The 22,793-nt window shown below is 53.9% G+C and carries 19 protein-coding genes and 6 tRNA genes; 13 read left to right on the top strand and 12 right to left on the bottom strand.

All coding sequences use genetic code 11. From position 1 onward, the window contains the following. Nucleotides 1-6: 6 nt before the first annotated feature. From ACG2XO_RS08330 to ACG2XO_RS08305, 6 genes are all read left to right on the top strand, one after another. A complete protein-coding gene (locus ACG2XO_RS08330) occupies nucleotides 7-594 on the top strand; it encodes a DUF4390 domain-containing protein (protein ID WP_410497522.1) in 588 nt (195 codons plus the stop codon). After that, the gene (locus ACG2XO_RS08325; RefSeq protein WP_410497521.1) at nucleotides 591-2,714 is read left to right on the top strand and encodes an ATP-binding protein; all 2,124 of its coding nucleotides are present in this window, start codon (nucleotides 591-593) and stop codon (nucleotides 2,712-2,714) included. Before ACG2XO_RS08330 ends, ACG2XO_RS08325 begins: the two co-directional genes overlap by 4 nt. Then, on the top strand, nucleotides 2,707-4,005 hold the full coding sequence (locus ACG2XO_RS08320) for a sigma-54-dependent transcriptional regulator (RefSeq protein ID WP_410497520.1): 1,299 nt from the start codon (nucleotides 2,707-2,709) through the stop codon (nucleotides 4,003-4,005). The genes ACG2XO_RS08325 and ACG2XO_RS08320 overlap by 8 nt, the downstream gene beginning before the upstream one ends. A 134-nt stretch (nucleotides 4,006-4,139) precedes the next feature. Next, nucleotides 4,140-5,516 carry a Trk system potassium transporter TrkA gene (trkA, locus tag ACG2XO_RS08315; protein ID WP_410497519.1) on the top strand — a complete coding sequence of 459 codons (1,377 nt, stop codon included), beginning with the start codon at nucleotides 4,140-4,142 and terminating at the stop codon, nucleotides 5,514-5,516. Then, entirely contained in the window at nucleotides 5,517-6,986 is a 1,470-nt protein-coding gene (locus ACG2XO_RS08310; RefSeq protein WP_410497518.1) for a TrkH family potassium uptake protein, read from the top strand. A 140-nt stretch (nucleotides 6,987-7,126) separates the two neighbouring features. Continuing rightward, on the top strand, nucleotides 7,127-7,762 hold the full coding sequence (locus tag ACG2XO_RS08305) for a LysE family translocator (protein WP_410497517.1): 636 nt from the start codon (nucleotides 7,127-7,129) through the stop codon (nucleotides 7,760-7,762). A 21-nt stretch (nucleotides 7,763-7,783) separates the two neighbouring features. On the opposite strand, the gene ACG2XO_RS08300 is transcribed toward ACG2XO_RS08305, so the two are convergent. Beyond that, nucleotides 7,784-8,755 (bottom strand): GGDEF domain-containing protein, encoded by a 972-nt coding sequence (locus ACG2XO_RS08300; RefSeq protein WP_410497516.1) that lies wholly within the window; start codon nucleotides 8,753-8,755, stop codon nucleotides 7,784-7,786. A gap of 451 nt (nucleotides 8,756-9,206) precedes the next feature. Between ACG2XO_RS08300 and mpl the strand changes: the two genes are divergently transcribed. Beyond that, nucleotides 9,207-10,583, top strand: coding sequence for a UDP-N-acetylmuramate:L-alanyl-gamma-D-glutamyl-meso-diaminopimelate ligase (gene mpl / locus ACG2XO_RS08295; protein ID WP_410497515.1), 1,377 nt, complete (start codon nucleotides 9,207-9,209; stop codon nucleotides 10,581-10,583). Between the two features lie 102 nt (nucleotides 10,584-10,685). On the opposite strand, the gene nadA is transcribed toward mpl, so the two are convergent. Continuing rightward, entirely contained in the window at nucleotides 10,686-11,600 is a 915-nt protein-coding gene (nadA, locus tag ACG2XO_RS08290) for a quinolinate synthase NadA (RefSeq protein ID WP_410497514.1), read from the bottom strand. 241 nt (nucleotides 11,601-11,841) lie between these two features. On the opposite strand from nadA, the gene ACG2XO_RS08285 reads away from it, so the two are divergent. The 6 genes from ACG2XO_RS08285 (at nucleotide 11,842) to ACG2XO_RS08260 (ending at nucleotide 12,515) form a co-directional block, all read left to right on the top strand. Further along, nucleotides 11,842-11,917: transfer RNA gene (locus tag ACG2XO_RS08285), tRNA-Gly, on the top strand. Nucleotides 11,918-11,962: 45 nt separating this feature from the next. After that, a tRNA-Gly gene (locus ACG2XO_RS08280) sits at nucleotides 11,963-12,038 on the top strand. A 22-nt stretch (nucleotides 12,039-12,060) separates the two neighbouring features. After that, nucleotides 12,061-12,136: transfer RNA gene (locus ACG2XO_RS08275), tRNA-Gly, on the top strand. A gap of 20 nt (nucleotides 12,137-12,156) precedes the next feature. Then, nucleotides 12,157-12,232, top strand: a tRNA-Gly gene (locus ACG2XO_RS08270). 43 nt (nucleotides 12,233-12,275) lie between these two features. Next, a tRNA-Cys gene (locus ACG2XO_RS08265) sits at nucleotides 12,276-12,349 on the top strand. An 81-nt stretch (nucleotides 12,350-12,430) separates the two neighbouring features. Then, nucleotides 12,431-12,515, top strand: a tRNA-Leu gene (locus ACG2XO_RS08260). Between the two features lie 120 nt (nucleotides 12,516-12,635). Here the strand turns inward: ACG2XO_RS08260 and ACG2XO_RS08255 are convergent. The 10 genes from ACG2XO_RS08255 to ACG2XO_RS08210 all read right to left on the bottom strand — a co-directional run bounded on the left by ACG2XO_RS08255 (nucleotide 12,636) and on the right by ACG2XO_RS08210 (nucleotide 22,735). Continuing rightward, a complete protein-coding gene (locus ACG2XO_RS08255) occupies nucleotides 12,636-13,340 on the bottom strand; it encodes an electron transport complex subunit E (RefSeq protein ID WP_410497513.1) in 705 nt (234 codons plus the stop codon). After that, entirely contained in the window at nucleotides 13,337-13,966 is a 630-nt protein-coding gene (gene rsxG, locus ACG2XO_RS08250; RefSeq protein WP_410497512.1) for an electron transport complex subunit RsxG, read from the bottom strand. The genes ACG2XO_RS08255 and rsxG overlap by 4 nt, the downstream gene beginning before the upstream one ends. Further along, nucleotides 13,963-15,060: an electron transport complex subunit RsxD gene (rsxD, locus tag ACG2XO_RS08245; RefSeq protein ID WP_410497511.1), complete on the bottom strand. Its 1,098-nt coding sequence runs from the start codon at nucleotides 15,058-15,060 to the stop codon at nucleotides 13,963-13,965. The genes rsxG and rsxD overlap by 4 nt, the downstream gene beginning before the upstream one ends. After that, nucleotides 15,057-17,198 carry an electron transport complex subunit RsxC gene (rsxC, locus tag ACG2XO_RS08240; protein WP_410497510.1) on the bottom strand — a complete coding sequence of 714 codons (2,142 nt, stop codon included), beginning with the start codon at nucleotides 17,196-17,198 and terminating at the stop codon, nucleotides 15,057-15,059. The genes rsxD and rsxC overlap by 4 nt, the downstream gene beginning before the upstream one ends. Beyond that, entirely contained in the window at nucleotides 17,198-17,758 is a 561-nt protein-coding gene (rsxB, locus tag ACG2XO_RS08235) for an electron transport complex subunit RsxB (RefSeq protein WP_410497509.1), read from the bottom strand. Before rsxB ends, rsxC begins: the two co-directional genes overlap by 1 nt. Next, nucleotides 17,755-18,336: an electron transport complex subunit RsxA gene (gene rsxA / locus ACG2XO_RS08230; RefSeq protein WP_410497508.1), complete on the bottom strand. Its 582-nt coding sequence runs from the start codon at nucleotides 18,334-18,336 to the stop codon at nucleotides 17,755-17,757. Before rsxA ends, rsxB begins: the two co-directional genes overlap by 4 nt. A 942-nt stretch (nucleotides 18,337-19,278) precedes the next feature. After that, on the bottom strand, nucleotides 19,279-20,322 hold the full coding sequence (locus tag ACG2XO_RS08225; RefSeq protein WP_410497507.1) for an IS110 family transposase: 1,044 nt from the start codon (nucleotides 20,320-20,322) through the stop codon (nucleotides 19,279-19,281). A gap of 214 nt (nucleotides 20,323-20,536) precedes the next feature. Next, nucleotides 20,537-21,235: a hypothetical protein gene (locus ACG2XO_RS08220; RefSeq protein WP_410497506.1), complete on the bottom strand. Its 699-nt coding sequence runs from the start codon at nucleotides 21,233-21,235 to the stop codon at nucleotides 20,537-20,539. Nucleotides 21,236-21,328: 93 nt separating this feature from the next. Next, nucleotides 21,329-21,670, bottom strand: coding sequence for a hypothetical protein (locus ACG2XO_RS08215; RefSeq protein ID WP_410497505.1), 342 nt, complete (start codon nucleotides 21,668-21,670; stop codon nucleotides 21,329-21,331). A gap of 33 nt (nucleotides 21,671-21,703) precedes the next feature. Continuing rightward, nucleotides 21,704-22,735 (bottom strand): quinone-dependent dihydroorotate dehydrogenase, encoded by a 1,032-nt coding sequence (locus tag ACG2XO_RS08210; RefSeq protein ID WP_410497504.1) that lies wholly within the window; start codon nucleotides 22,733-22,735, stop codon nucleotides 21,704-21,706. Nucleotides 22,736-22,793: the final 58 nt, after the last annotated feature.

The following is a 22,793-nucleotide window of genomic DNA, read 5'->3' as shown; positions in this document are numbered from 1 at the left end:
TCGTTAATGCCACGACTCAACTGGCGCCTGCTGGGCTCCATACTCGCCCTGCTGTTCAGTGTGCAAACTCAGGCTGCCTCCATTAAAAACACCAAGGCCGAAGCCGACATTATTCCGCCACGCATCGAAGTATCTGCCCGATATTCGATCACCCTCAGCCCGGAGCTCGAAGACGCTTTGCGCAACGGACTCACCCTGCCGTTTATCTACGAGTTCAAACTGACCAAACCGCGTTTTTACGCCTGGTATCGCCAGCTCGCCGAAGGCTTTGGCGCCAATGCCGAACTAACCCAGCGCCTGTCATATCAGCCATTAACCAAGCAATTTAGGATTAGCGCTGGCGGCATTACGCGACATTTCGCCTCTCTGGACGAAGCCCTGATTGCACTCGGGCATATCAAAAACTGGTCGGTCATGGACGGCAGTGATCTCACCGAAGACGAATTTGCCGGCAAATTGCGTTTGCGGCTCGATAGTGCACAACTGCCCAAAACCTATCAGGTCAGCACTTTGGGTAATGCCAACTGGCAACTTGAATCGGGCTGGGTCGAAATCCAGTTGCATCGCAATACCGAAACGGAGGTCGGGCAGTGAAACGCTGGCTTCTTGTTTTAGGCTGTCTGGCCACTGTGCTGCTGTTCTTACTCGCAACAGCATCAGGTAATACTTCGCACTTCTCAAACCACTATGGTCTGGTACTCGGGTTGAATGTGGCCTTGCTGATCGGCATGGCCTTGCTGGTAGGGACACGACTGACCCGGCTGCTCAAACGCGTACAGCGCAAGGTTTTTGGCTCACGACTGACTTTGCGCATGGTCTTGATGTTCGCACTGGTTGCCGTCCTGCCCGGCGCTCTGGTTTACACCCTGTCTGTGCAATTTCTGAACCGCTCGATCGAAGCCTGGTTTGACGTTCGTGTTGATAATGCGCTTGATCGCGGCTTGAATCTCGGCCATAACGCCATCGAATTTCAGCTCACCGATCTGGAGCGCAAAGCCAGCGTGATTGCTTGGGACATTCATGACAACAGTGCGAGCAGCATGTTGCCGCGACTATCCAATTTGCGCGAACAAACCGGTGTACAGGAAATCACGCTATTTGATGACAACAACCAGCTCTATGCCAATATCGGCAATGAAAATGCCGCATTGATTCCTCAATTGCCAGGGCGCGATCTGGTGCGTGAAGCCGTGCGCGGCAGTTACAAAGGGATAGAAAAAACGCCATCGGGATTAATGATGCGAGTCATCGTCCCAATGCCCGAAGGCAATTTTTCCAATCGTACCCGATTATTGCAATTACTCCAGCCGGTTCCGACTCAACTAGCTCAGGATGCAGAGCTGGTCGAACAGGTGCGTAGCGACTACAAACAGCTCGCCCAGTCCCGGCAGGGGCTGAAAATCATTTACAGCCTGACGCTGACGATTGCATTAACCATTGCCCTGCTCGGCGCCTTGGCACTGGCGATTTATCTTTCGGACAAGCTCGCAGCGCCATTGAGCGTGCTGGCGGCTGGTACGCGAGCCGTTGCGCAGGGCGATTTTACTCAACAGCATCCGGTTATCAGTCGGGACGAACTTGGTATTCTGACTCACTCGTTCAACCGCATGACACGTCAGCTGGCCGATGCGCGGGACAAGCTGGAAGAAAATCAGGCCGAACAGGCCGAAGCCAAAGCCTACGTCGAAGCGATTCTGGGCTCACTGTCTGCTGGCGTGCTGTCATTCGACGAAGAATGGCAGCTGCAATCTGCCAACCAGAGCGCATTACGCATTCTGGGGCTCGATCCAGAACGGATCATGGGTCAACCCCTGTCTCGCTGGAATGAAAGCTACCCGGCACTCACTGCCTTTGCTGCACATACGATTCACGGTTTTTTGTCTGACGAAGAAGTCTGGCAACGCCAGATTGATCTGGCCGAGGAAAAACGCGTGCTACTGGTTCGTGGAACACGCCTGACGCAAATTATTGATGATGCCGAAGACCTGCATGGTTATGTGCTGGTTTTTGACGATATTACCGAATTACTCTCGGCGCAACGCGATGCAGCCTGGGGTGAAGTGGCACGTCGTCTGGCGCATGAAATCAAAAATCCGCTGACACCGATTCAGTTGTCTGCCGAGCGGATGGAAATCAAACTGGTCGACAAATTGGATCAGGCTGGAGCCGAATTTCTCACCCGCAACACGCAAACCATCATCAAACAGGTTGCCGCACTCAAGCAAATGGTCGATGCATTCCGCGACTACGCACGTAAGCCTTCCGGCAAGAAAAAACCGCTGGACTTGCTGGCGCTCGTCAAAGAAGTCTTGGTGCTTTATGAAGCTTCGCCTATCATGCGCGATTTTAAAGTGCATGATGCCTTGATCGTTAACGGCGATGCGACACATTTACGCCAGGTCATTCACAACCTGCTGCAAAATGCGCAGGACGCGATTGCCGATGCCGATGAAAAACAGATTTGCCTTATTGTCGAAAAAGACGAAAAATGGGCGCGTCTTTATATTGAAGACAGCGGCAAAGGCTTCCCCGCCGATCTGTTACCCCGCGTTTTCGAACCCTATGTGACATCGAAAGCCAAAGGAACCGGTTTGGGTTTGGCCATTGTGAAAAAAATTATTGAAGAACATCACGGGCGAGTGCAGGTGGGCAATGCCACTGGCGCTTTTGTTCGGATTGAGTTGCCGCTCTGGGAGGAAACAACAAGTGGTTAATCAAGAAATTCTGATCGTTGACGATGAAGTTGGCATTCGCGAACTACTCTCCGAAATCTTGCTGGACGAAGGATATAGCGTTGCACTGGCTGAAAATGCCGAAGCCGCACGTAAATACCGGAATCAGGCCGAACCCAAATTGGTCTTGCTCGACATCTGGATGCCCGATACTGATGGCGTCACGCTACTTAAAGAATGGTCGCGCAATGGACAGCTGACAATGCCCGTCGTAATGATGTCCGGCCACGCCACAGTCGATACCGCTGTTGAAGCGACACGCATCGGTGCACTGGACTTTCTGGAAAAACCGATTGGTCTGCAAAAACTGCTCGCAGCCGTCAAGCGCGCCTTTGCACAACCGACCACTTCGGTAAAGACGACGCAGGGTCTGCAGAGCCTCGGCAATAGCAGTGCGATTAATGCATTGCGCGAGGCACTTGACCAGGTTGCAAGCCAGTCCCTGCCCATTATCCTGACCGGTGAACCAGGCTCCGGTTTTGAAGCTTGCGCACGCCATCTGACCAAAGCCGGCGGCGGTTTTGTTTCGCCCAATTCCAACGAAGAGCTGGCGCTGCCACCGCAGGATATGCTCAACCGTGCCGCTGGCGGTACAATCTTCGTTCGCGACATTGCTTGGCTTGATCGCAAGGCACAAACCGGACTGATCAATCTGATCCCGAAACTGGAAAAACATAAAATCCGGCTGGTCACGGCATCAACTCGCCCACTGGATCAACTGACAGAGCTGATTGAACCGGAATTATTGCGTTTACTCACGCAAATCATCGTTCCCGTCCCCGCCCTGCGCAATCATGCCGAAGACATCCCGATGCTGGCCGAAAGCCTGCTGGCACAATCGGTTGTAGCCAACAAACTGGGCGTGCGCCGTTTTTCAAAATCCGCGCTGCAATTGCTCAGCCAGCAAGACTGGCCGGGCAATATCGACCAATTGGCCAATGTGGTCAAAAGCCTGGCCTTAACTGGACGCGACGGCGATATCGATATTCTGCCCGTCAGCCGTTTGCTGGCGCAACTGTCGCCCGAATCGCAACTGGCCACGACTGAAATCCAGCAAGCCATGCCACTGCCGCAGATCGATCTGGATCTGCCGCTGCGTGAGGCGCGCGATCAGTTCGAACGCTTCTATCTGGAACGCCAGATCGAGCTGTCGAATGGCAATATGAGCCGGGTTGCCGAGCGGATCGGCCTGGAACGAACCCACTTGTATCGCAAGCTGAAGCAATTGGGGATTCAGATGCCTCGCAAAGTGCGCAATCTCGAAGAAGCCTAAATAGTCCTTTTCAATAACGCCGACGCCATCCAGCGTCGGCGTTATTACATTGTTTCGGCTACTTTTAATCATGAAATTGAATCGGGTTACCCGCAATCGTCAACATTGTGGACACATGCCACCCCGGAGCTTCTATGCCTAATATCCTGATCCTCGGCGCCGGCCGGGTTGGCACCTCAGTAGCCGAACAGCTGGTGCGTGAAAACTATAACGTCACCATCGTCGACGAAAACCCAGTCAACCTGCAGCCCTTGGCCGACAAACTTGATCTGCGCACACTGGTCGGGCATGCAGCCAACCCATTGGTTCTGGCCAATGCTGGTGCAGCCGACGCCGATCTGCTACTGGCAGTCACGCCGTCGGACGAACTCAATATGGTCGCATGCAAAATGGCGCAAACGCTGTTCAATGTTCCCACCCGGCTAGGCCGGATCCGCGACCATGATCTGCTCGCCCGCACCGAGTTATTCAGACCTGACTGCTTTGCCATCGATCACATCATTACGCCAGCACAAATCGTGACCGATTTGCTCAAGCGGCTAATCGAAACACCAGAAGCTTTGCAGGTACTCGATTTTGCCGAAGGGCAGGCCAAAATGGTCGTCGTTCGAGTCGAACCGGGTGCGGCAATGGATGGCAAAGATCTGGCCACTTTACCAATCTATCTGGCTAAAACCGATTGTCGCATTGTTTCGATTTATCGCCGCAACCAACGTATTTCGCCCGATGGGCATATTGTCCTGTCAGCTGGTGATGAGGTTTTCTTTCTGGCGGCCAGCAAGGACATTCGCGCTGTGATGCAGCAATTGCGAGCCACCGAGCGCACGATCAACCGGATCACCCTTTGCGGCGGCGGCAATGTGGGTTACCGGCTGGCGCATGCATTGCAAAACGATTACCAGATCAAAATCATCGAAATCAACCGCGAACGCGCCCAGTGGCTGGCCGAACATTTGCCGCAATGCCTGATTCTGCACGGCGAGGCTACCGACGAAAACCTGCTGGAAAACGAGCAAATTGACCGTTGTGATTTGTTTCTGGCGCTGACCTCGGACGACGAAGACAACATCATGTCGTCCCTGCTCGCCAAACAAATGGGCGCACGCAAGGTCGTCGCGATCATCAACCGCTCACGCTATGTGGACTTATTGCAAGGCGGCAAGATCGACGTTGCCATCTCGCCAGCGCAGGCCACCATAGGCTCGCTGCTCGCACATGTACGCCAAGGCGACATTGTGGCGGTGCACAGCCTGCGCCGCGGCGAAGCCGAGGCCATTGAGCTGATCGCGCATGGCGACCGCAATAACTCGCGCGTCGTCGGCAGAAAAATCGAAGAAATCAACTTGCCGCAAGGTGCCAATATCGCAGCGATCATTCGTGGCGACGAAGTGCTGATGGCGCACCACGACACAGAGATTAGTAACGAAGACCATGTCATCGTCTTTATGGATAACAAGCGGCATATTCGCGCCATTGAACAACTGTTTGCCGTCAAGATTGGATTTTTTTAAATGAAACTGCCACAGCGCCTGCTACCGACGCTCAATATTCTGGCCAAGGTATCACTGCTTTTTTCGCTCTCGCTCAGTGTGCCAATTATCGTGAGCTGGTGGCATCAGGATGCCGGCTTCTGGCCGCTGCTTGATGCGCTGGTGGGTTTGCTGATCGTCAGTTTGCTGACCATTGCATTCACGCATCGTTTTAAACGTGAAATGCGCTCGCGTGACGGCTTTGTACTGGTCGTCGGAGTCTGGGGGCTGCTCCCGGCCGTCGCCGCTGTGCCACTCCTGCTCTATAACCCGCAAACCAGCTTTACCGACGCTTATTTCGAAACCATTTCCGCACTGACGACGACCGGCGCAACAGTATTTACCGGGCTGGATCATTTACCGCCATCAATCAATCTCTGGCGGCATCTGCTCAATTGGCTAGGGGGTATGGGCATCATTGTCTTGGCTGTAGCCATTTTGCCACTATTAGGTGTAGGGGGTATGCAACTATTCAAAGCTGAAACACCGGGGCCAATCAAAGACGCCAAATTGACACCTCGAATTAGGGAAACCGCGCGCAATCTGTGGCTGATTTATGCCGGACTGACACTACTCTGCACCTTGCTATTGAAGTATGTTGGCGGCATCAGCTGGCTGGACGCCGTTTGCCATGCTTTTGCCGCGCTGTGTCTGGGCGGATTTTCAACACACGATGCCAGCGTCGGGTATTTCAACTCCCCAGTTGTTGAAGGCATTCTGATCGTGTTCATGCTGCTGGCAGCGACCAATTTTGCGACGCACTATTTTGCCCTTTCCGGACGCAAATTGTCGGCGTATCTGAATGACAGCGAATTCAAAGCCATGCTGCTGCTGATTGTCGGCAGCACGCTGGCCTGCGCGGGCTATTTATATTGGCAGCAAACCTATCCGGACTATCTTACTGCTCTGCGCCATGTTGCATTTAATCTGGTTTCGCTGGCGACCGACTGCGGCTTTGCCAGCGTCGATTTTGCCCAGTGGCCGATTCTGGTGCCATTGGCGATGCTGCTGCTCTCGTGCATCACTGCCTGCGCCGGCTCGACCGGCGGCGGAATCAAGATGATCCGCACCATCATCCAGGTTCGTGAAGTCAGCCGCCAAATGTCGGTACTGCTTCATCCGCAGGGCATTCATCCACTGCGGGTAAACGGGCAAATCATCCCGAATAGCGTGTTGTTCTCAGTCATGGGTTTTGTTTTTATCTACTTTGCCTCGATTGTTATTCTGACCTTTGTCTTGCTGCTCTCCGGGCTGGACTTCATGAGCAGCTTTTCGGCCATTATTGCCTGCATCAATAACGCAGGCCCCGGGCTGGGGCAAGTTGGTCCGGCCAGCAATTTTGGCGGACTAAGCGACTTTCAAACCTGGGTCTGCAGCTTTGCGATGCTGCTGGGGCGACTGGAAATTTTCTCGGTGCTGATCCTGTTCACCCGGGTTTTCTGGAAAAGTTAAATACCTGCACAAGGTATATAGCTGCAGCTCAATACAGGAAACAACTTTATAGACATACCCATAATCAAGACCTTCCCTAATAGGCAGCCAACCCCCCCCCGGCTAAGCTAGGCGCTGCTGACGTTTGGTTTGCGAGTCGGATGGATATTTTCTTTACTGGTTTTTTGCTCTCGCTGTCACTGTGCCTTGACATCGGGATTGTCAACGTCGCACTGATTGATGTGACGCTGAAATATGGTCGCAAAGCCGCATTGTGGATGGGCTTTGGCTCATGCTTTGGCGATCTGTTCTATGCGCTGCTGGCGCTGGCCGGAATGAGCTTTCTGCTGCAATTTGTCTGGGTACAATGGCTGACCTGGCTGGGCGGTGGCAGCCTGCTGCTGTGGCTGGCGTTCAAAATGGCGCGTGAAGCCTTGCTCGACGCATCACGCAGCGAAGGTGAACACCCGCCATTGCCAAGGCGTCGGCATCTGTTTATTCGCGGCGCAACACTGGCGATGGCATCACCCTCTTCGCTACTGTGGTTTGCCGCAGTCGGCGGCACCTTGATTGCGCAAGCCACCGACGGAACATGGCGCAGCACAATCGAGTTTCTTGGTGGTTTTTTTCTCGGCGGGATCGCCTGGACACTCTTTCTGACGTTCACGGCCCATCATGGCGGCAAAACGCTGGGCTCGCGTTTCAAGCAAGGCTGCCACATCGCATCAGCCTTGCTCTACCTGTATTTTGCCGCGCTCGTCATTCGCAACGGCTATCAAAGCCTGATCGCCACTTGAGCAAATGGCGGGCGACCGACCTCAGTCGGTGATTTCGGTTTTGTTGCGGCCGCTGTTTTTGGCGCGATAAAGCGCCTCATCGGCACGCAAAACCATCGCCAAGCCATTTTCGTCTTCGCGCAGTTGCGCAATGCCGGTCGAAAAGCGCAAATCAATGCGTTTGGTTTCCAGCATATAGGGCGTACGCGCAGTGACCAGGTGCAAGCGGTCGATCACATAGGCCGCGCCTTTCACTTCGGTGTCGACCAGTAAAATCAGAAATTCCTCGGTGCCATAGCGCACCAGAAAATCCGACTCGCGCAAAACGGCCTTGGCCAGCGTCACCAGATGAAGCAAAACCTGATCGCCAACCTGATGGCTGAACTGATCATTGATGGTTTTGAAATCATCCAGGCTAATTAAGGCTGCAGTCAAACCCTGCTTCTCGCGCTGCGCCCGTTTGACTTCGCGCATCAGCAAATGATCAAGCCCCTGGCGATTCAGTGCCCCCGTCAGCGCGTCCTGCTCGAGCACTTTGCGGTTAAAGGCCAAATCATCCTCGATATGCCGGATTGAATCACGAATGGTCTGCAGCTCGGATTGCGAACCCAGCACGGTCGAATGCACATCGTGCGTGGTATTAATCACGGCATTGAGTAAATTGGTCAAGCTGGCGTGGGTTTCTTCCGGAGCCAGCTTTTGCGCTGCATGCGCTTCACGCACGGCATGCAGATCGCCCAGACTATCCTGCATCATCGATGTCGAACCGGACAACTGACTCAGTAAACCATCGGCCACACCGCCCATGTCGTAAGCCGCATCATCAAGCTTGTACAACACCTGCCACGCCAGCTGCATTTCAGACGCGGTTTTGCTTTCCGGCGATTTGATCGTGACGATGGCATTATAAAATTGCGAATAATTGTCCGGTGTCGGCGGCAAGCCGCGCTCGGAAATCCGTTTCAGCGCAATACGGGCAATTTCTACCGGATTCACCGGGGTTGCGGTTGACATAACAATGACCTAATAAAAACATCCAAAACGCGAGTCTGTAAAACCCAGCATCAACAAAACCCTAGGCTGACGATTGTAAGGCGTGAGCGCAGACTTAGCCAAGCAAGTTCGTTACAATGACGCAACTATTTATTTCAAATCAATGATTACCGAGCCCCAGGCTCTGTTGACGTTTTGTTTACGATCCCGCTGGAGCGATTTTTTGGATGAATCAAGGCATTGGCTGCGAGGCATAGTCATTCTATGTGAGCAGGCAATAACGCAGAGTCATCAAAAAAAGCGCCCAGCCCTGAAGGGTTTGGCTGTTTTTGGCCTGATACTGCGTTACGAAGCTCTTACATAGAATGACTATGTAGCGTGCTCCGTGCCTTGTTTCAGGCCAAAATCAGCACAAACGGGATTCGCAAACAAAACGTCAACAGAGCCTAGCGTTCGGTCAATAAGGCTTGGTATGCATATACATATTTTGGGCATTTGTGGCACCTTCATGGGCGGCATCGCCGCGTTGGCTCGCGAAGCCGGGCACAAGGTCACGGGCTGCGATGCGAATGTCTACCCGCCAATGTCGACGCAACTGGAAAATCTGGGGATTGAACTGATCGAAGGCTTTGGCGAGGAACAGCTCTCGCTCAAACCCGATTTATTTGTCATCGGCAATGTCGTCAAACGGGGTATGCCGCTGATGGAGGCGATTTTAAACGCTGGCCTGCCGTATACCTCGGGCCCGCAGTGGCTGGGCGAGCATTTGCTGCGCGATAAATGGGTATTGGCCGTAGCCGGAACGCACGGCAAAACGACGACAACATCGATGCTGGCGTGGATTCTGGAAGACGCAGGTCTGTCTCCCGGCTTTCTCGTTGGCGGGATTCCGGAAAACTTCGGCGTTTCCGCACGCGCGCCGGGCAAACCTCGGCTGGATGCGGCGAGCACATCGCCGTTCTTCGTTATCGAGGCCGACGAATATGACACGGCGTTTTTCGACAAACGCAGCAAATTTGTTCACTACCGTCCGCGCACGGCGATTCTGAACAATCTGGAATTTGACCACGCCGATATTTTTGCTGATCTGGCGGCGATTGAAACGCAGTTCCACCATCTGATCCGCACCGTCCCCGGTCAAGGCCGCGTCATCGTCAATGGCAAGGAAGACAGCCTGCACCGCGTGCTGGAACGTGGCTGCTGGTCTGAAGTCGAGCACTTCGCAAGCCAAGCAGGTAAGGACGGCTGGGCGCTGGGCACGATCTATTCCGACGGCTTTGATGTGCTGTTCAATGGCGAGCCACAAAGCCGCCTCGTTTGGAGCCTGATGGGCGAGCACAACGCGCACAACGCGCTCGCCGCGATTGCCGCTGCCCGCCATGTGGGCGTGACGCCGCAAGTGGCGATTGAAGCGTTGAGCCGGTTTGAAAACGTCAAACGCCGAATGGAAATCAAAGGCGTGGTCAACGGCATCACCGTGTACGATGATTTTGCCCACCACCCCACCGCGATTGCCACCACCGTGACTGGCCTGCGTGCGAAGGTGGGCACGCAGCGCATTCTGGCCGTACTCGAGCCACGCTCAAACACGATGAAACTGGGTACGATGAAAGAAGCGTTGCCCGGCAGCCTGGTCGAGGCTGATAGGGTGTTTTGCTATGGCGCCAATCTGGGCTGGGACACATCGGAAGCGCTCGCGCCACTGGGAGCGAAAGCACAAAGTTTCACCGAGCTGGACACGCTGATCGCCGCGATTGTGACTGAGGCCAAATCAGGCGATCAAATTCTGGTGATGAGCAATGGCGGCTTTGGTGGGATTCACGGCAAATTGCTTGCCGCGCTCAATTAGGGGTATCTCTCTACAGATCAATGCTAAATTAAGCTACAAAGCAATACCCAACAAAAAGCCCGCGAATTCTGCGGGCTTTTTGTTTAATACAGCGAACTTAGATCAAGCATAGTAACGCTGCGAAAACTCCAGCATCCGCTCAATCGGCAAACGCGCCGCATCCATATCGGCCTCGCTCAGGTAATCGATGACCGTACCCTGCCCCGCTTGCGCGCGCTTTACTGCCTCGATGGTGTTCATCTTCATATACGGGCAGGAATTGCACTGGCACCCGGCGTAAATTGGCGCCTGCTCGATATTCAGATCAGGGCGTGCCTGGCGCATGTTGTACAAAATGCCATCTTCAGTTGCGACGAAAATCGCTGCGTCAGCCTCTTTGTCGAATGACTTGATCCAGTTGAGCATGCCCGAGGTCGAGCCAACATAATCAGCCTGCTTGAGCACCGGTAATGGGCTTTCCGGATGCGCAATCAGGTATTTGGCCGTCGTGCAGGCGGCAAACGCTTCGTCCAGCGCGTTCTGGTTGAATTTGTCGTGCACCTCGCACACCGCCGACCACAGTGGCATATCGTAGCCATGCTGGAAATTCAGATACGCGCCCATATTGCGGTCGGGCGAGAAGATGACTTGTTTGCCCTCGGCGTACAAGTGAGCAATGATGTCGTCGACATTGCGGCTGGTCACGATCCAGTCGCTCAGCGCCTTGTGTTCGGCCGAGCTGTTGATGTACGACACGTGTACGTGATCGGGATGCGCTTCTCGCCAGGCCTTGAGCGCGCTGACGTCAGTCTGCGTCACCAGCGAACAGGTCGAACCGGCGTCAGGCAAAATCACCGTGGCATGCGGATTCAGGATTTTGGCGGTTTCAGCCATAAAACGCACGCCGGCAAAAACGATAATATCGGCATCGGCATCGCGTGCGAACAGAGACAACTCCAGACTATCGCCCACCTTGTCGGCCATTTGCTGGATTTCAGGAGCGGTGTAGTAATGGGCAAGGGTCACAACGCGTGGCATATCAAGCTATCCTCGATCAAACTCGGTAAAAATGCAGCATCCGGCACAAGCCATCGGCCGGCGCATAAATTCATGGGCGTATCTTATCACGCCAACGCGACTAGCCTCTGCCCCGGACGAGGTAATTTTGATGAATAAAATCAAGATTTATTGAAAAAGTCCATTTACAAAGCTTGACACTCCCCCTGTGCTTGGCCATAATTGCGCTCCTCTGCAAATCACTCTGAAATGCAGATCGGATGCGGGATTAGCTCAGTTGGTAGAGCGATACCTTGCCAAGGTATAGGTCGAGAGTTCGAGCCTCTTATCCCGCTCCAACAAGTAATACTGGCGTAGTACACAAGCATCAGGCAGTTTGCGATGCGGGATTAGCTCAGTTGGTAGAGCGATACCTTGCCAAGGTATAGGTCGAGAGTTCGAGCCTCTTATCCCGCTCCATACATTGCCAGCAATACATGATGCGGGATTAGCTCAGTTGGTAGAGCGATACCTTGCCAAGGTATAGGTCGAGAGTTCGAGCCTCTTATCCCGCTCCATACATTGCCGCAACACCGATGCGGGATTAGCTCAGTTGGTAGAGCGATACCTTGCCAAGGTATAGGTCGAGAGTTCGAGCCTCTTATCCCGCTCCAAATTTTCAAAGAAAGTAGTTTTGATACTTTCTTTACCCCTTAAGGCGGGGTAGCAAAATGGTTATGCCGCGGATTGCAAATCCGTTCACGCCGGTTCGATTCCGGCCTCCGCCTCCAAAATAAAAGCCCAGCACTGCTGGGCTTTTTTGTAGCAGAGACTGGCAAGCCTGATAGTAGGCTGCTAGAATTTGCACCCATGCTCGGGTGGTGAAATAGGTAGACACAAGGGACTTAAAATCCCTCGCCGAAAGGTGTACCGGTTCGATTCCGGTCCCGAGCACCATGAATACCCAAAGGGGTTTAGCTTTGAAAGCTAAACCCCTTTGTATTTCCAGCCCTATACCCCACAGCACTTAAAAAACGGCACTCTTGTGCCGTTTGTATCTTCCTGCCTCATACAGGCCTACTGTGCCAGCTCCGGCACAGCATTTAGCGCTGCGTGCCTAGCTGCAGCCCTGACTTCCGCACGCCGATCGAGCGCCTGTTTGCCGGCAATCAGAAAACCCAGCCCGATAAACGCGCCGGGTGGCAGGATGGCGAACAGGAATTGGTAGTTATATTCGGCCGGGATGACATGGATGATCAGCGATTTGGCTGCGGGGCCAAAAACCAGATCGATACTTGAGAATAAAGTGCCGCTGCCGATCAGCTCGCGCCCGGCCCCCAGAATCGCCAGTACCAGCGTCAGCCCCAGTCCCATAAAAAAACCATCAAGCGCCGAATGGCTGACCGAGTTTTTCGATGCAAACGCTTCGGCGCGCGCCAGTACAATACAGTTGGTCGTAATCAGCGGAATAAAAATCCCCAGCACCAGATACAGCTCATGCACGTAGGAATTCATCAGCAAATCGACCATCGTCACCAGCGCCGCAATAATCAGAATGAAAATTGGTGCGCGCAGTTCGTTCGGAACAAACTCGCGGATCGCCGCAATCGCCGCGCCCGAAATCAGCATCACAACGCTGGTGGCCAGACCGAGCGAAACGCCGTTGACGATATTGTTCGACATCACCAGCACCGGACACATCCCCAGAATCGCGACCACACCCTGATTCTGTTTCCAGATACTGTTGTAAATAATTGCCTTGGCTTCAGACCAGTTCATCATTGACCTCCAAACAGCGCACCCTGCTGCGCCGCGACAAATTCCAGCGTATTTTTGACTGCCTTGACGAGCGCGCGCGGGCTGATCGTCGCCCCTGCGGTCGAATCAAATGCGCCGCCGTCTTTTTTAACTTTCCAGCGATCCGCTTCAGGCTGGGTCAAGGATTTGCCATCAAAGCCTAAAATCCAGTCCGACTTGGCCGCGTCGATATAATCGCCCAGCCCCGGCGTTTCCTTGTGCGCGACCACACGTACACCAAGTACCGCACCGTCTTTGGCAACGCCGACCAGCAATTTGATTTTGCCTGAATAGCCATCAGGTGCGACGGTTTCGATCACCACGGCGTTCGCCTGCCCGTTTTTTCTGGCGCGAAAGATCTGCGCGCCCGGCTCGCTATTGAGTTGTTTCAGCGTTGCCGCGTCCTGGGTGATCGCATCGGCCAGAATATCGTTATCAAAGCTGCCTTTGGGCAAGACCTGCGCGAGCAGTGCGATTTTGGCGCGCTTTTCATTGCTCGCGACAATCTCTTTGGTCAGCGCATACGTGCCGGCCATCAGCGCGGTGAACACCAGCGCAAAAACAAACAGCGTCAGGGCGCCACGAACGCCATTTTGCACCATGGTTTTCATGGCTTCGCCCCTTTCTGGTCTGCCGTTTTCCGACTGACATTTTGTTCGGTCTTGCGGCGAGTGCTTTGTTCGGCCTTGCGGCCGAAGACGGCCGGTTGCGTGTACTGGTCGATAAAGGGCGTGGCAATATTCATGATGATCACGGCGAAAGCGACGCCATCGGGGTAACCGCCGTAAGTACGGATCAGCCAGGTCAGCAAACCGATTAGCGCGCCATAAATCAGCCGGCCACGCGGCGTGGTCGGCGCAGTCACCGGGTCGGTCGCGATAAAGAAAGCGCCCAGCATCGCCGCACCGCTGAACAGGTGAAACAGCGGGTCGGTGTAATTCGCCGGATCAACCAGATAAAACAGGCCGGAAAAACCAGCCAGCGCAGCCAGAAACGAGACCGGCAGCTGCCACTGGATCACGCGCTGTTGCAACAGAAACAATCCGCCGAGCAAATAAGCTGCGGCAATCCAGCCCATTTCACTGGGCAACCAGCCAGCCTGAAAAATCGCACCGGAAAAAATCTCGCTCATAGAATGAGATTGCATCAAAGCCGTTTTCACCGCGTCAAGCGGCGTTGCCGATGCCAGGGTATCGAACGATAGGCCTTGTGGCAATTGGCCTGTCAGGATATACCCGAACTGCTGCCAGACGTTCAGATCGTCATGTGGCAATGATAGCGGCGCGTTCCAGCGGCTCATTTGCGCCGGAAAAGACACGATCATGACCGCAAAGCCGATCATCGCCGGATTAAACGGGTTCTGCCCTAGCCCGCCGAACAAATGTTTGGCCAAACCAATTGCAATCAGCGTCGCCAACACAACCATCCACCACGCAGACAAAGGCGGCAGCGAGAGCGCCAGCAGCCAGGCGGTGACGATAGCCGAGCCGTCGGTGATAAAAGGTTTGACCGGGTAATCGCGCAACTTCAGACAGGCCGCTTCACACGCCAGCGCAGTCGCGGTAGCCAGCAGCAATTGCAGCAAAATCCCGGCACCAAACACATAAACATAGGCGGCGATGCCGGGCAGCAAGGCACCGGCGACTTTGAGCATCACCACCTGCAATGGCGTCGGTTTTACGACAAACGGCGATGTACGGATCATGCTTTACCCTCGTCTTCTGCGGCTTTCTTCTTCAAAGCATTTGCCGCTTTTTTTGCGGCTGCCGCCGCCATCGCTTCGCGAATTTTCGCAGCTTTTTCCGGATCAATTGCCTGCTTAGTCTCTACAGGGGTATCACCAGCAAGCTCTTTCTCAACTTGCGCTGCAGCAACATCCCCGGCAGGGGTATCTGCAACTTCAGCGCTGCCCGCTTTTCTGGCTGCCGCAGCTGCCATTGCGGCACGAATTTTGGCTGCTTTCTCTTCATCAATCGCTGGGGTATTCTCCTGCACAACAGGACCAGCCTGCTCTGCAGCAATATTCTCCACTGGAGTATCTGCAGCGGCGGCTTTTTTGGCTGCTGCAGCAGCTTTGGCAGCCTCAATCTTGGCGGCACGTTCGGCGTCACGCGCCGCACGCTGCTCGGGGCTCATTGCCTCAAGCTCGGCTTTTTCGGCGGCGCGTTTTTCCATGCTCTCTTTAATTTTGGCGGCCTTTTCCGGGCTGACAAAATTCGGGATTTTTGCTTCGGAATTGGGCGACGGCGGTGGTGCTGCTCCACCTTCCTCGGCTTTTTTCGCCGCAGCACGCGCCATGGCCGCTTTGATTTTGGCCGCTTTTTCATCGGCAATCGCCTGGGCATCACCCGACACATCCGTCACAGTAGCGGCCTCTGTTGCCGCTTTGGCCGGGACTGATTGACCCGCAGCTCGCGCCGCTAATCGCGCAGCTTTTTCTTCTTTCTCGCGCTCTTCGCGGAACTGTTTGAATTCGTGACGTTCGCGCGCCAGATCGGCCGATTTTTTCTGCCGTTCGGCATCCCAGATTTCCGATTTGGCAAATCGGTAATAATCAACGAGCTGGATACTCGACGGGCAAACGTAGGCGCACGCGCCGCATTCGATACAATCGAACAGATTCCATTCCTGCGCCTTGCCGAAATTCTTGCTGCGCGCAAACCAGTACAAGTCCATCGGCTGTAACTCGGCCGGACAAGCGACGGCACACTCACCGCAACGAATACACGGCATTTCACGCGGTTTTTCGGGAAAATGCTGTTCGTCCATCACGATCACGCAGTTGCCGGCCTTGGTCAGCCCGACGTGATTCGACGGCAAGTTAAAGCCCATCATCGGGCCGCCGTAAATGCATTGCGGCGTCGTTGCTGCGCCAGCGAATTTGAGCAGCTCGTCAATCGGCGTACCGATCAGAGCTTCGACATTGCCCGCTTTGGCGACATTGCCAGTCAGCGTCACGATGCGCGAAATGACCGGTTCGGCCAGCTCCAGCGCGGCGTAAATCGAATAAATCGTCGCGACGTTAAAGCATTGCACACCCAGATCGGTCGAGCGCACGCCACTGGGGACTTCCTTGTCGGTCAGCAATTTGATCAGCTGCTTGGCACCGCCCGACGGATACAGGGTCGGCACGACAACCACATCGGCGGCAAAACCGCAGTTTTGCAAAGCTTCGCGCAGTGCGATGATGGCTTCGGGCTTGTTGTCTTCGACGCCGATCAGCACTTCTCTGGCGTTCAGCAACTGGCGAACGATGGCAATCCCGGCAACGATTTCAATCGCGCGTTCGCGCATCAAGCGATCGTCGCAAGTGATATACGGCTCGCATTCGGCGCCGTTGATCACCAGCGTTTCCAGCGCTTCACGGCCAGCCAGTTTCAAATGCGAAGGGAACACCGCGCCGCCCAGACCGACGACGCCCATATCCTGCAAATAATCGCGAATCGCTTTGCCGTCACCGCGAGCCTGCGCGGCACGCCAGTCAAACTTTTCGCGCGCAATCCATTCGTCACGACCATCGCTCTCGAGCGTGATACACCATTGCGTCAAGCCGGATGGATGCGCAATCTGCTGTGCGTCAATCGCGACAATGGTTCCCGAAGTGGGCGCATGCACGGCGACCGAAACATTGCCGTCATCGAGCGCAATGGTCTGCCCTTTCAGGACACGATCACCAACCGCAACAATCGCTTTGGCCGGATTGCCGATGCTTTGTTGCAGCGGAATAAGCAGCTTTTGCGGCAAAGGACCGGCCATAATCGGCGTACGGTTCGACAGGTGTTTCATTTCAGGCGGATGCACACCGCCATGAAACGGAAAAATTTCGCGGGTGGTTTCCAGCATCAGGCCACCTTCTTCAATTGAATGACGGGGTAGCGCCATTTCCAGTTATTGACGTTTTCGCCGACCGGCACCATGTCGATGCAATCAACCGGGCAAGGCGCAATGCACAGCTCGCAGCCGGTGCATTCGGATTCGATCACCGTGTGCAGATGCTTGGCCGCACCGACGATGGCGTCAACCGGGCAAGCCTGAATGCACAAGGTACAGCCGATACAGATTTCCTCGTGAATCACCGCGACCGAATGCGGTTTTTGCGCAGCGCTACCGCCGTCGTCAAATGGAACAAAATCCTTGCCGAGCAGTTCGGCCAGCTTGCGAATCCCGTCTTCGCCACCCGGCGGGCATTTATTGATGCCGACTTCTTCATTGGCAATCGCCGTTGCGTACGGCTTGCAGCCCGGATAGCCGCATTGGCCGCATTGCGTTTGCGGCAAAATCGCGTCAATTTTGTCGACCAGCGGGTCTTCGTCCACTTTGTATTTGATCGCGGCAAAACCCAGAATTGCGCCCAGTAGCAGCGCCAAACCAGCCATTACAGCCAGTGCTAGCAAGAAACTCATTTCACCAATCCTGCAAAACCCATAAACGCCAGGCTCATCAAACCTGCCGTAATAAACGCCGCCGGCGTACCTTTGAACGTCTGCGGAATATCAGCGCCTTCGAGTCGTTCGCGCATCGCAGCAAACAGAATCAGAATCAGCGAAAAACCGAGCGCCGAGCCAAAGCCGAAAACCAGCGATTCGAGCAGATTATGCCGCGCGGTGGAATTGATCAGCGGCACGCCGAGCACGGCACAATTGGTCGTAATCAGTGGCAAATAAATCCCCAGTGCCTGATACAGCACCGGGCTGGATTTATGAATGAACATTTCGGTGAACTGCACGATCGCCGCGATGACAACGATGAAAGCCAGCGTACGCAGGTATTCCAGATGCCAGGCGATCAACAGCTGATCGATCATCCACGACGTCCCCGACGCCAGCGTCAGCACAAACGCCGTCGCCAAGCCCATGCCGATCGACGCTTCGAGCTTTTTCGAAACGCCCATAAACGGGCACAAGCCGAGAATACGCACCAGCACCACATTATTGACCAGCACTGCACCAATGAGCAGCAATAGGTAATGACTAAAATCCATAATCGTTTTCCGCCTTAGGCCGAACAATATACATCAAGGGGTATGCCTCCATAAACCAGCACCGATAATCATTTCAACAACATACGATCCAAATCAAATTTGGATTCGTGGGAGCGGGCTCGCCTGCAAAAGCCATATTTTAAGCGGCTGCGCCGCGCAAACGGGATACTTTCTTTGCTTCACCAAATAAAAATGATAAGCGCCAACAATGGTTATGCCTGCTACGCAGGCGGTAAACCGGCGGTTTCGCCCGCCTGACGAGCAAGGGGAGGTCTTGCTCCTCCCCTTGCAACCCCAGCGCGCCCGATCGCCGCGAAACCCCGTCCGTCCGGCAATCGGCAAGGCGACGCGGAAACTCGCTGCGCGCTAGCGTCGCGCAGCTCAAACAGCCGCGTCTTAAAACCTTGCCGACCACCTCCCGAACGGCGCGGCTCCACGGGCAATCCACGCAGCCCAACGATTTACGACATACCCACCACCGTATTTAATCAAAGAGTAAATACCGATTGGTCTACAGGCCTATACCCCAATACCACAATGGTGGGATAACTGGTTTTGAATTCCCGTTAAAGCGAAGGCCGAGTGAGGAGCGAGACAAACTGCTCTATCGTTTGGCTCGCGACGAGAGAGGGAACGGCGGAGCCGACTTCGCCCCGGGTCGTATATGGACTCCTCCCAGCTTGCAAGCATTTCACAGTTCTGGTTGTCGGATCGACTGCTCACGTATATCCGGCCTTCGCATTGGGCCTAATGACCCGGGCCATGATGGGCTATTCGCGCGGCAGGTCCTCATCGCCTTCACGTGCTTTTCGCACTTGGACCCCGTCAGGTTTGCCTGCCGCCGGTTCAACCTTTTGGCCATCACTGCTTCTTGCTTCGCAATCGGACTGGATTTTATTCGTTACACATTGCCACTACAAACCCCATTTTCTACTACACGCTTCAAACCACTTCACCCCTTGCTAAACCAAAGTCGGGGTCATAATCCATATTGCGACTGAGTAATGCCCACACCATTCGTGCCGTTTTATTGGCTAACGCAACGGCGGCAATGTTTTTGTTACGCCGACTGCACAGGCTTTGAATCCATACACTCAGCCTATCCGTCTTGCCTAATGCCGTTTTAACTACAGCACGTGCGCCATGAATGAGTAAGGTGCGCAGATACGTATCGCCCCGCTTGCTGATGCCCAGTAACCGCTCCTTACCACCGCTGCTGTGCTGCCCCGGTGTTAAGCCTATCCAAGCGGCGAGGTCTCTGCCGCGTTTAAAGTGATGCGCATCTTGGCCTATCGCTGCAATCAAGGCGGTCGCGGTAATGGGGCCAATCCCACGTAATTGTTGCAAACGTAATGCTTGTGTATTTTCGCGCGCTTGCTGTTGCACTTGTTTATCCGCAGTGGCAATTCGCTCGTCGAGATACACCAGATCATCGCGCAAACCATTAAGCAGGGCACGGAAGTCGGGGGTTAAGCCATTTTCGGCATCCTCCAGTAGCTCTGGTAATGCTTTGCGCAGTGACTCAATCCGTTGAGCCGTCACAATCCCGTACTCCCCCAACAAACCACGGATTTGATTGACCTTGGCGGTGCGCTGCTGCACCAGTTCGCTGCGGATACGGTGCAGTGCCTGTAAATCTTGTTGGGCGATGGTTTTGAGGGGCACAAAGCGCATCGATGGCCGACCTACGGCTTCACAAATAGCGGCCGCATCGTTGGCGTCGTTCTTGTTGCCTTTGACGTAGGGTTTAACGAACTGGGGCGCAATCAGCTTGACGGTATGCCCCATCAATTGCAGTTGACGTGCCCAGTGATGCGCGCCAGAGCAAGCCTCCATGCCAATCAAGCAAGGAGTGAGCTTTTTAAAGAAGTCGAGCAATTGCGACCGACGTAATTGTCGAGTGCAAATGACTTCTTCTTTGTGATTCACGCCGTGAATTTGAAAAACGGTTTTGGCAAGATCAAGGCCAATGCGGATAATAGACATGGTGGACTCCTTGTTCTGTGTGACTGTTGGCTGACACTTCCAGTCTGGCACATCGATGCCGTATCAGAGGGAGGAGTCCATCCCATTGCCTTTCTTTGCCTACTTTCTTTGGCGAAGCAAAGAAAGTAGGTGCCGCGGGGCATACCCGCCAACCCAGCCCAACCCTTCAACCACCGTCGGAAAACGCCTTCGGCTCATCCGAACTATGGGCTAATTAATTTTCATCCGATTTATTTCCAAGTAAAGGAATAGAAGTGCCGCTCGGCAACTCTTCAGCCCTTGATTGAGTTCGCCATACAATATCAGCCACTTCTTTAATACGATCTACGATTGGCTTTGCATCATTACCCAGCTTTCCAAGAACCACGCCAGCATCGCCAATCAAACCCCAAAAGCGATCAAGATCCGAAACTTTTTTGTGTATTTCGGATTGAAGTTTTTCCAAGCGTAATAACAACCTTCGTTGATGATCTTGCTCTAAAGCACTAGCATTAGCCACTAGCTCACGAATTTGGTTAATTAATTCTTGAATCTTCGCCAAATCCCCTTGAGAAAATTCATAGGAAAAAGTGGAAGAGAACGAATTCCGAAAATTCGAGCGAAAAGACTGAAACTTCAACTTCGATGATTCAATACGACATTGTGTTTCTAAATCGTTCAGATACTGTGAAATTTGTGAACAATCTTGGGCAAGCTCACCTGTAATTTCAATAAGCGAAAGTTCGAGATTTAATATTTTTGAATCAACGACTTCACAAACCAGGGCATAAGCTTCAATCAGAGTATCGTGCTCTTCTTGTGTCCACTCACCAAAATCATTACCAAGTCGATCTCTTGTCGATGTTACTAACATGACAATACCACTAAGAGGATTCTCTTTTAGGTTAAGTAAAAATTCTTCTGAGAAAATCACTCAGCACTCCTCTTTATTATTTCCATTAGGCAGCAGCAAGAAATTACTATCAATAAAGAAATTTGTTACGCAACAATTGTCAACAAATCAAAATCACTCCACCTCACACCCAAACAACACTTCCCCGCCCTGCTCATGCACCCAATGCTGCCCAATCACTTGGCTAGCCTCAGCAAACTTCGTCTTCTTGCGCTTGATCAGCCGCTTGACCATCAATTGCACCTCTTTCGGTGCAGACGAAATCGCCGCCAGTACTGCAGCTTCGTTTTCATTGCCGCCAGCGCGCTGATCTTTGACCACCGCATTCCACACAGTCAGCACCGTGCGCATCACGCCGGCGAACTGGTCTTTCGAGCAGGGCTTGGGCAGGCCGACCAGCACGGGCTGGGCGAATGAGAGTACGGTTCGGGTGATTTTTTCGTCTTCAGTATTCACAAACGCCCTTATCACAGTGGCACGAAGCGGGTTTCAGAGGTGTTCCTGCGCGCGCGCAATCGCGTCAGCACAATCGACGACCAGTTGCGGGCCTTCATAAATCAGTCCGCTATACACCTGCACCAGCGCTGCGCCGGCGCGGATTTTTTCGGCCGCGTCGTCGCCCGACATAATCCCACCGACACCGATAATCGGCAGCGCGCCGTCGAGCACTTGCGCGAGCTCGCGAATCACCGTCGTTGATTTGGCGCGCACCGGCTCGCCCGACAAACCGCCGGTTTCCTGACCGTGACGCAGATTTTCTACGCCGGCACGCGACAGCGTCGTGTTGGTGGCGATCACGCCGTCGATGCGGTGATCAATCAGCAGGCGGCCAATGTCCTGAATCTGGTTGCTGTCGAGATCAGGCGCGATTTTGACCGCGATGGGGACATAGCGGCCATATTGTTCGGCCAGCTTTTCCTGCTCGGTTTTAAGCTGCTTGAGCAGGCCGCCCAGCTCGTCGCCCTGTTGCAGCTGACGCAGATTTTTGGTGTTCGGGCTGGAAATATTGACGGTGACATAGCTGGCTGCGCCGTAAACTTTGCGCAGGCCGATCAGATAATCTTCCGCAGCTTTTTCTATAGGGGTATCGGCGTTTTTGCCAATATTGATGCCGAGTACACCGCGATACGGGGACTGGGTAACGTTTTCCAGCAGATTATCAACGCCATCATTATTAAAGCCCATCCGGTTGATAATGCCGCGCGCTTCGGGCAAACGGAACAGCCGTGGTTTCGGATTGCCCGCCTGTGCGCGTGGCGTCACCGTGCCGATTTCCAGAAAGCCAAAACCCAGCTCGGCCAGAATGTCGATGTAATCACCGTTTTTATCGAGACCCGCAGCCAGGCCGACCGGATTGGGAAATTCGATCCCCATCACCGTGACCGGATTTTTTGGCACCGTCGGGGTGAATGAGCGCAAAAAACCCATGCCACTGAGCAAGCCCAGACCTTTGAACGCCACATGATGCGCACGCTCGGCGTCCATCATGAACAACAGGGGTTTTGCGAGTTGGTATGCCATTACTAAAACCTTGTGAGGAGTGAGGGGTGAGGAGTTAGGTGTGCATTTTCAATAGTTC

It is taken from the genome of Chitinibacter sp. S2-10 (genome assembly GCF_046530675.1).
Taxonomy (GTDB): domain Bacteria; phylum Pseudomonadota; class Gammaproteobacteria; order Burkholderiales; family Chitinibacteraceae; genus Chitinibacter.
The sequence above is the reverse complement of the archived record's forward strand: the minus strand, read 5'-3'. Positions and strand labels throughout refer to the sequence as shown.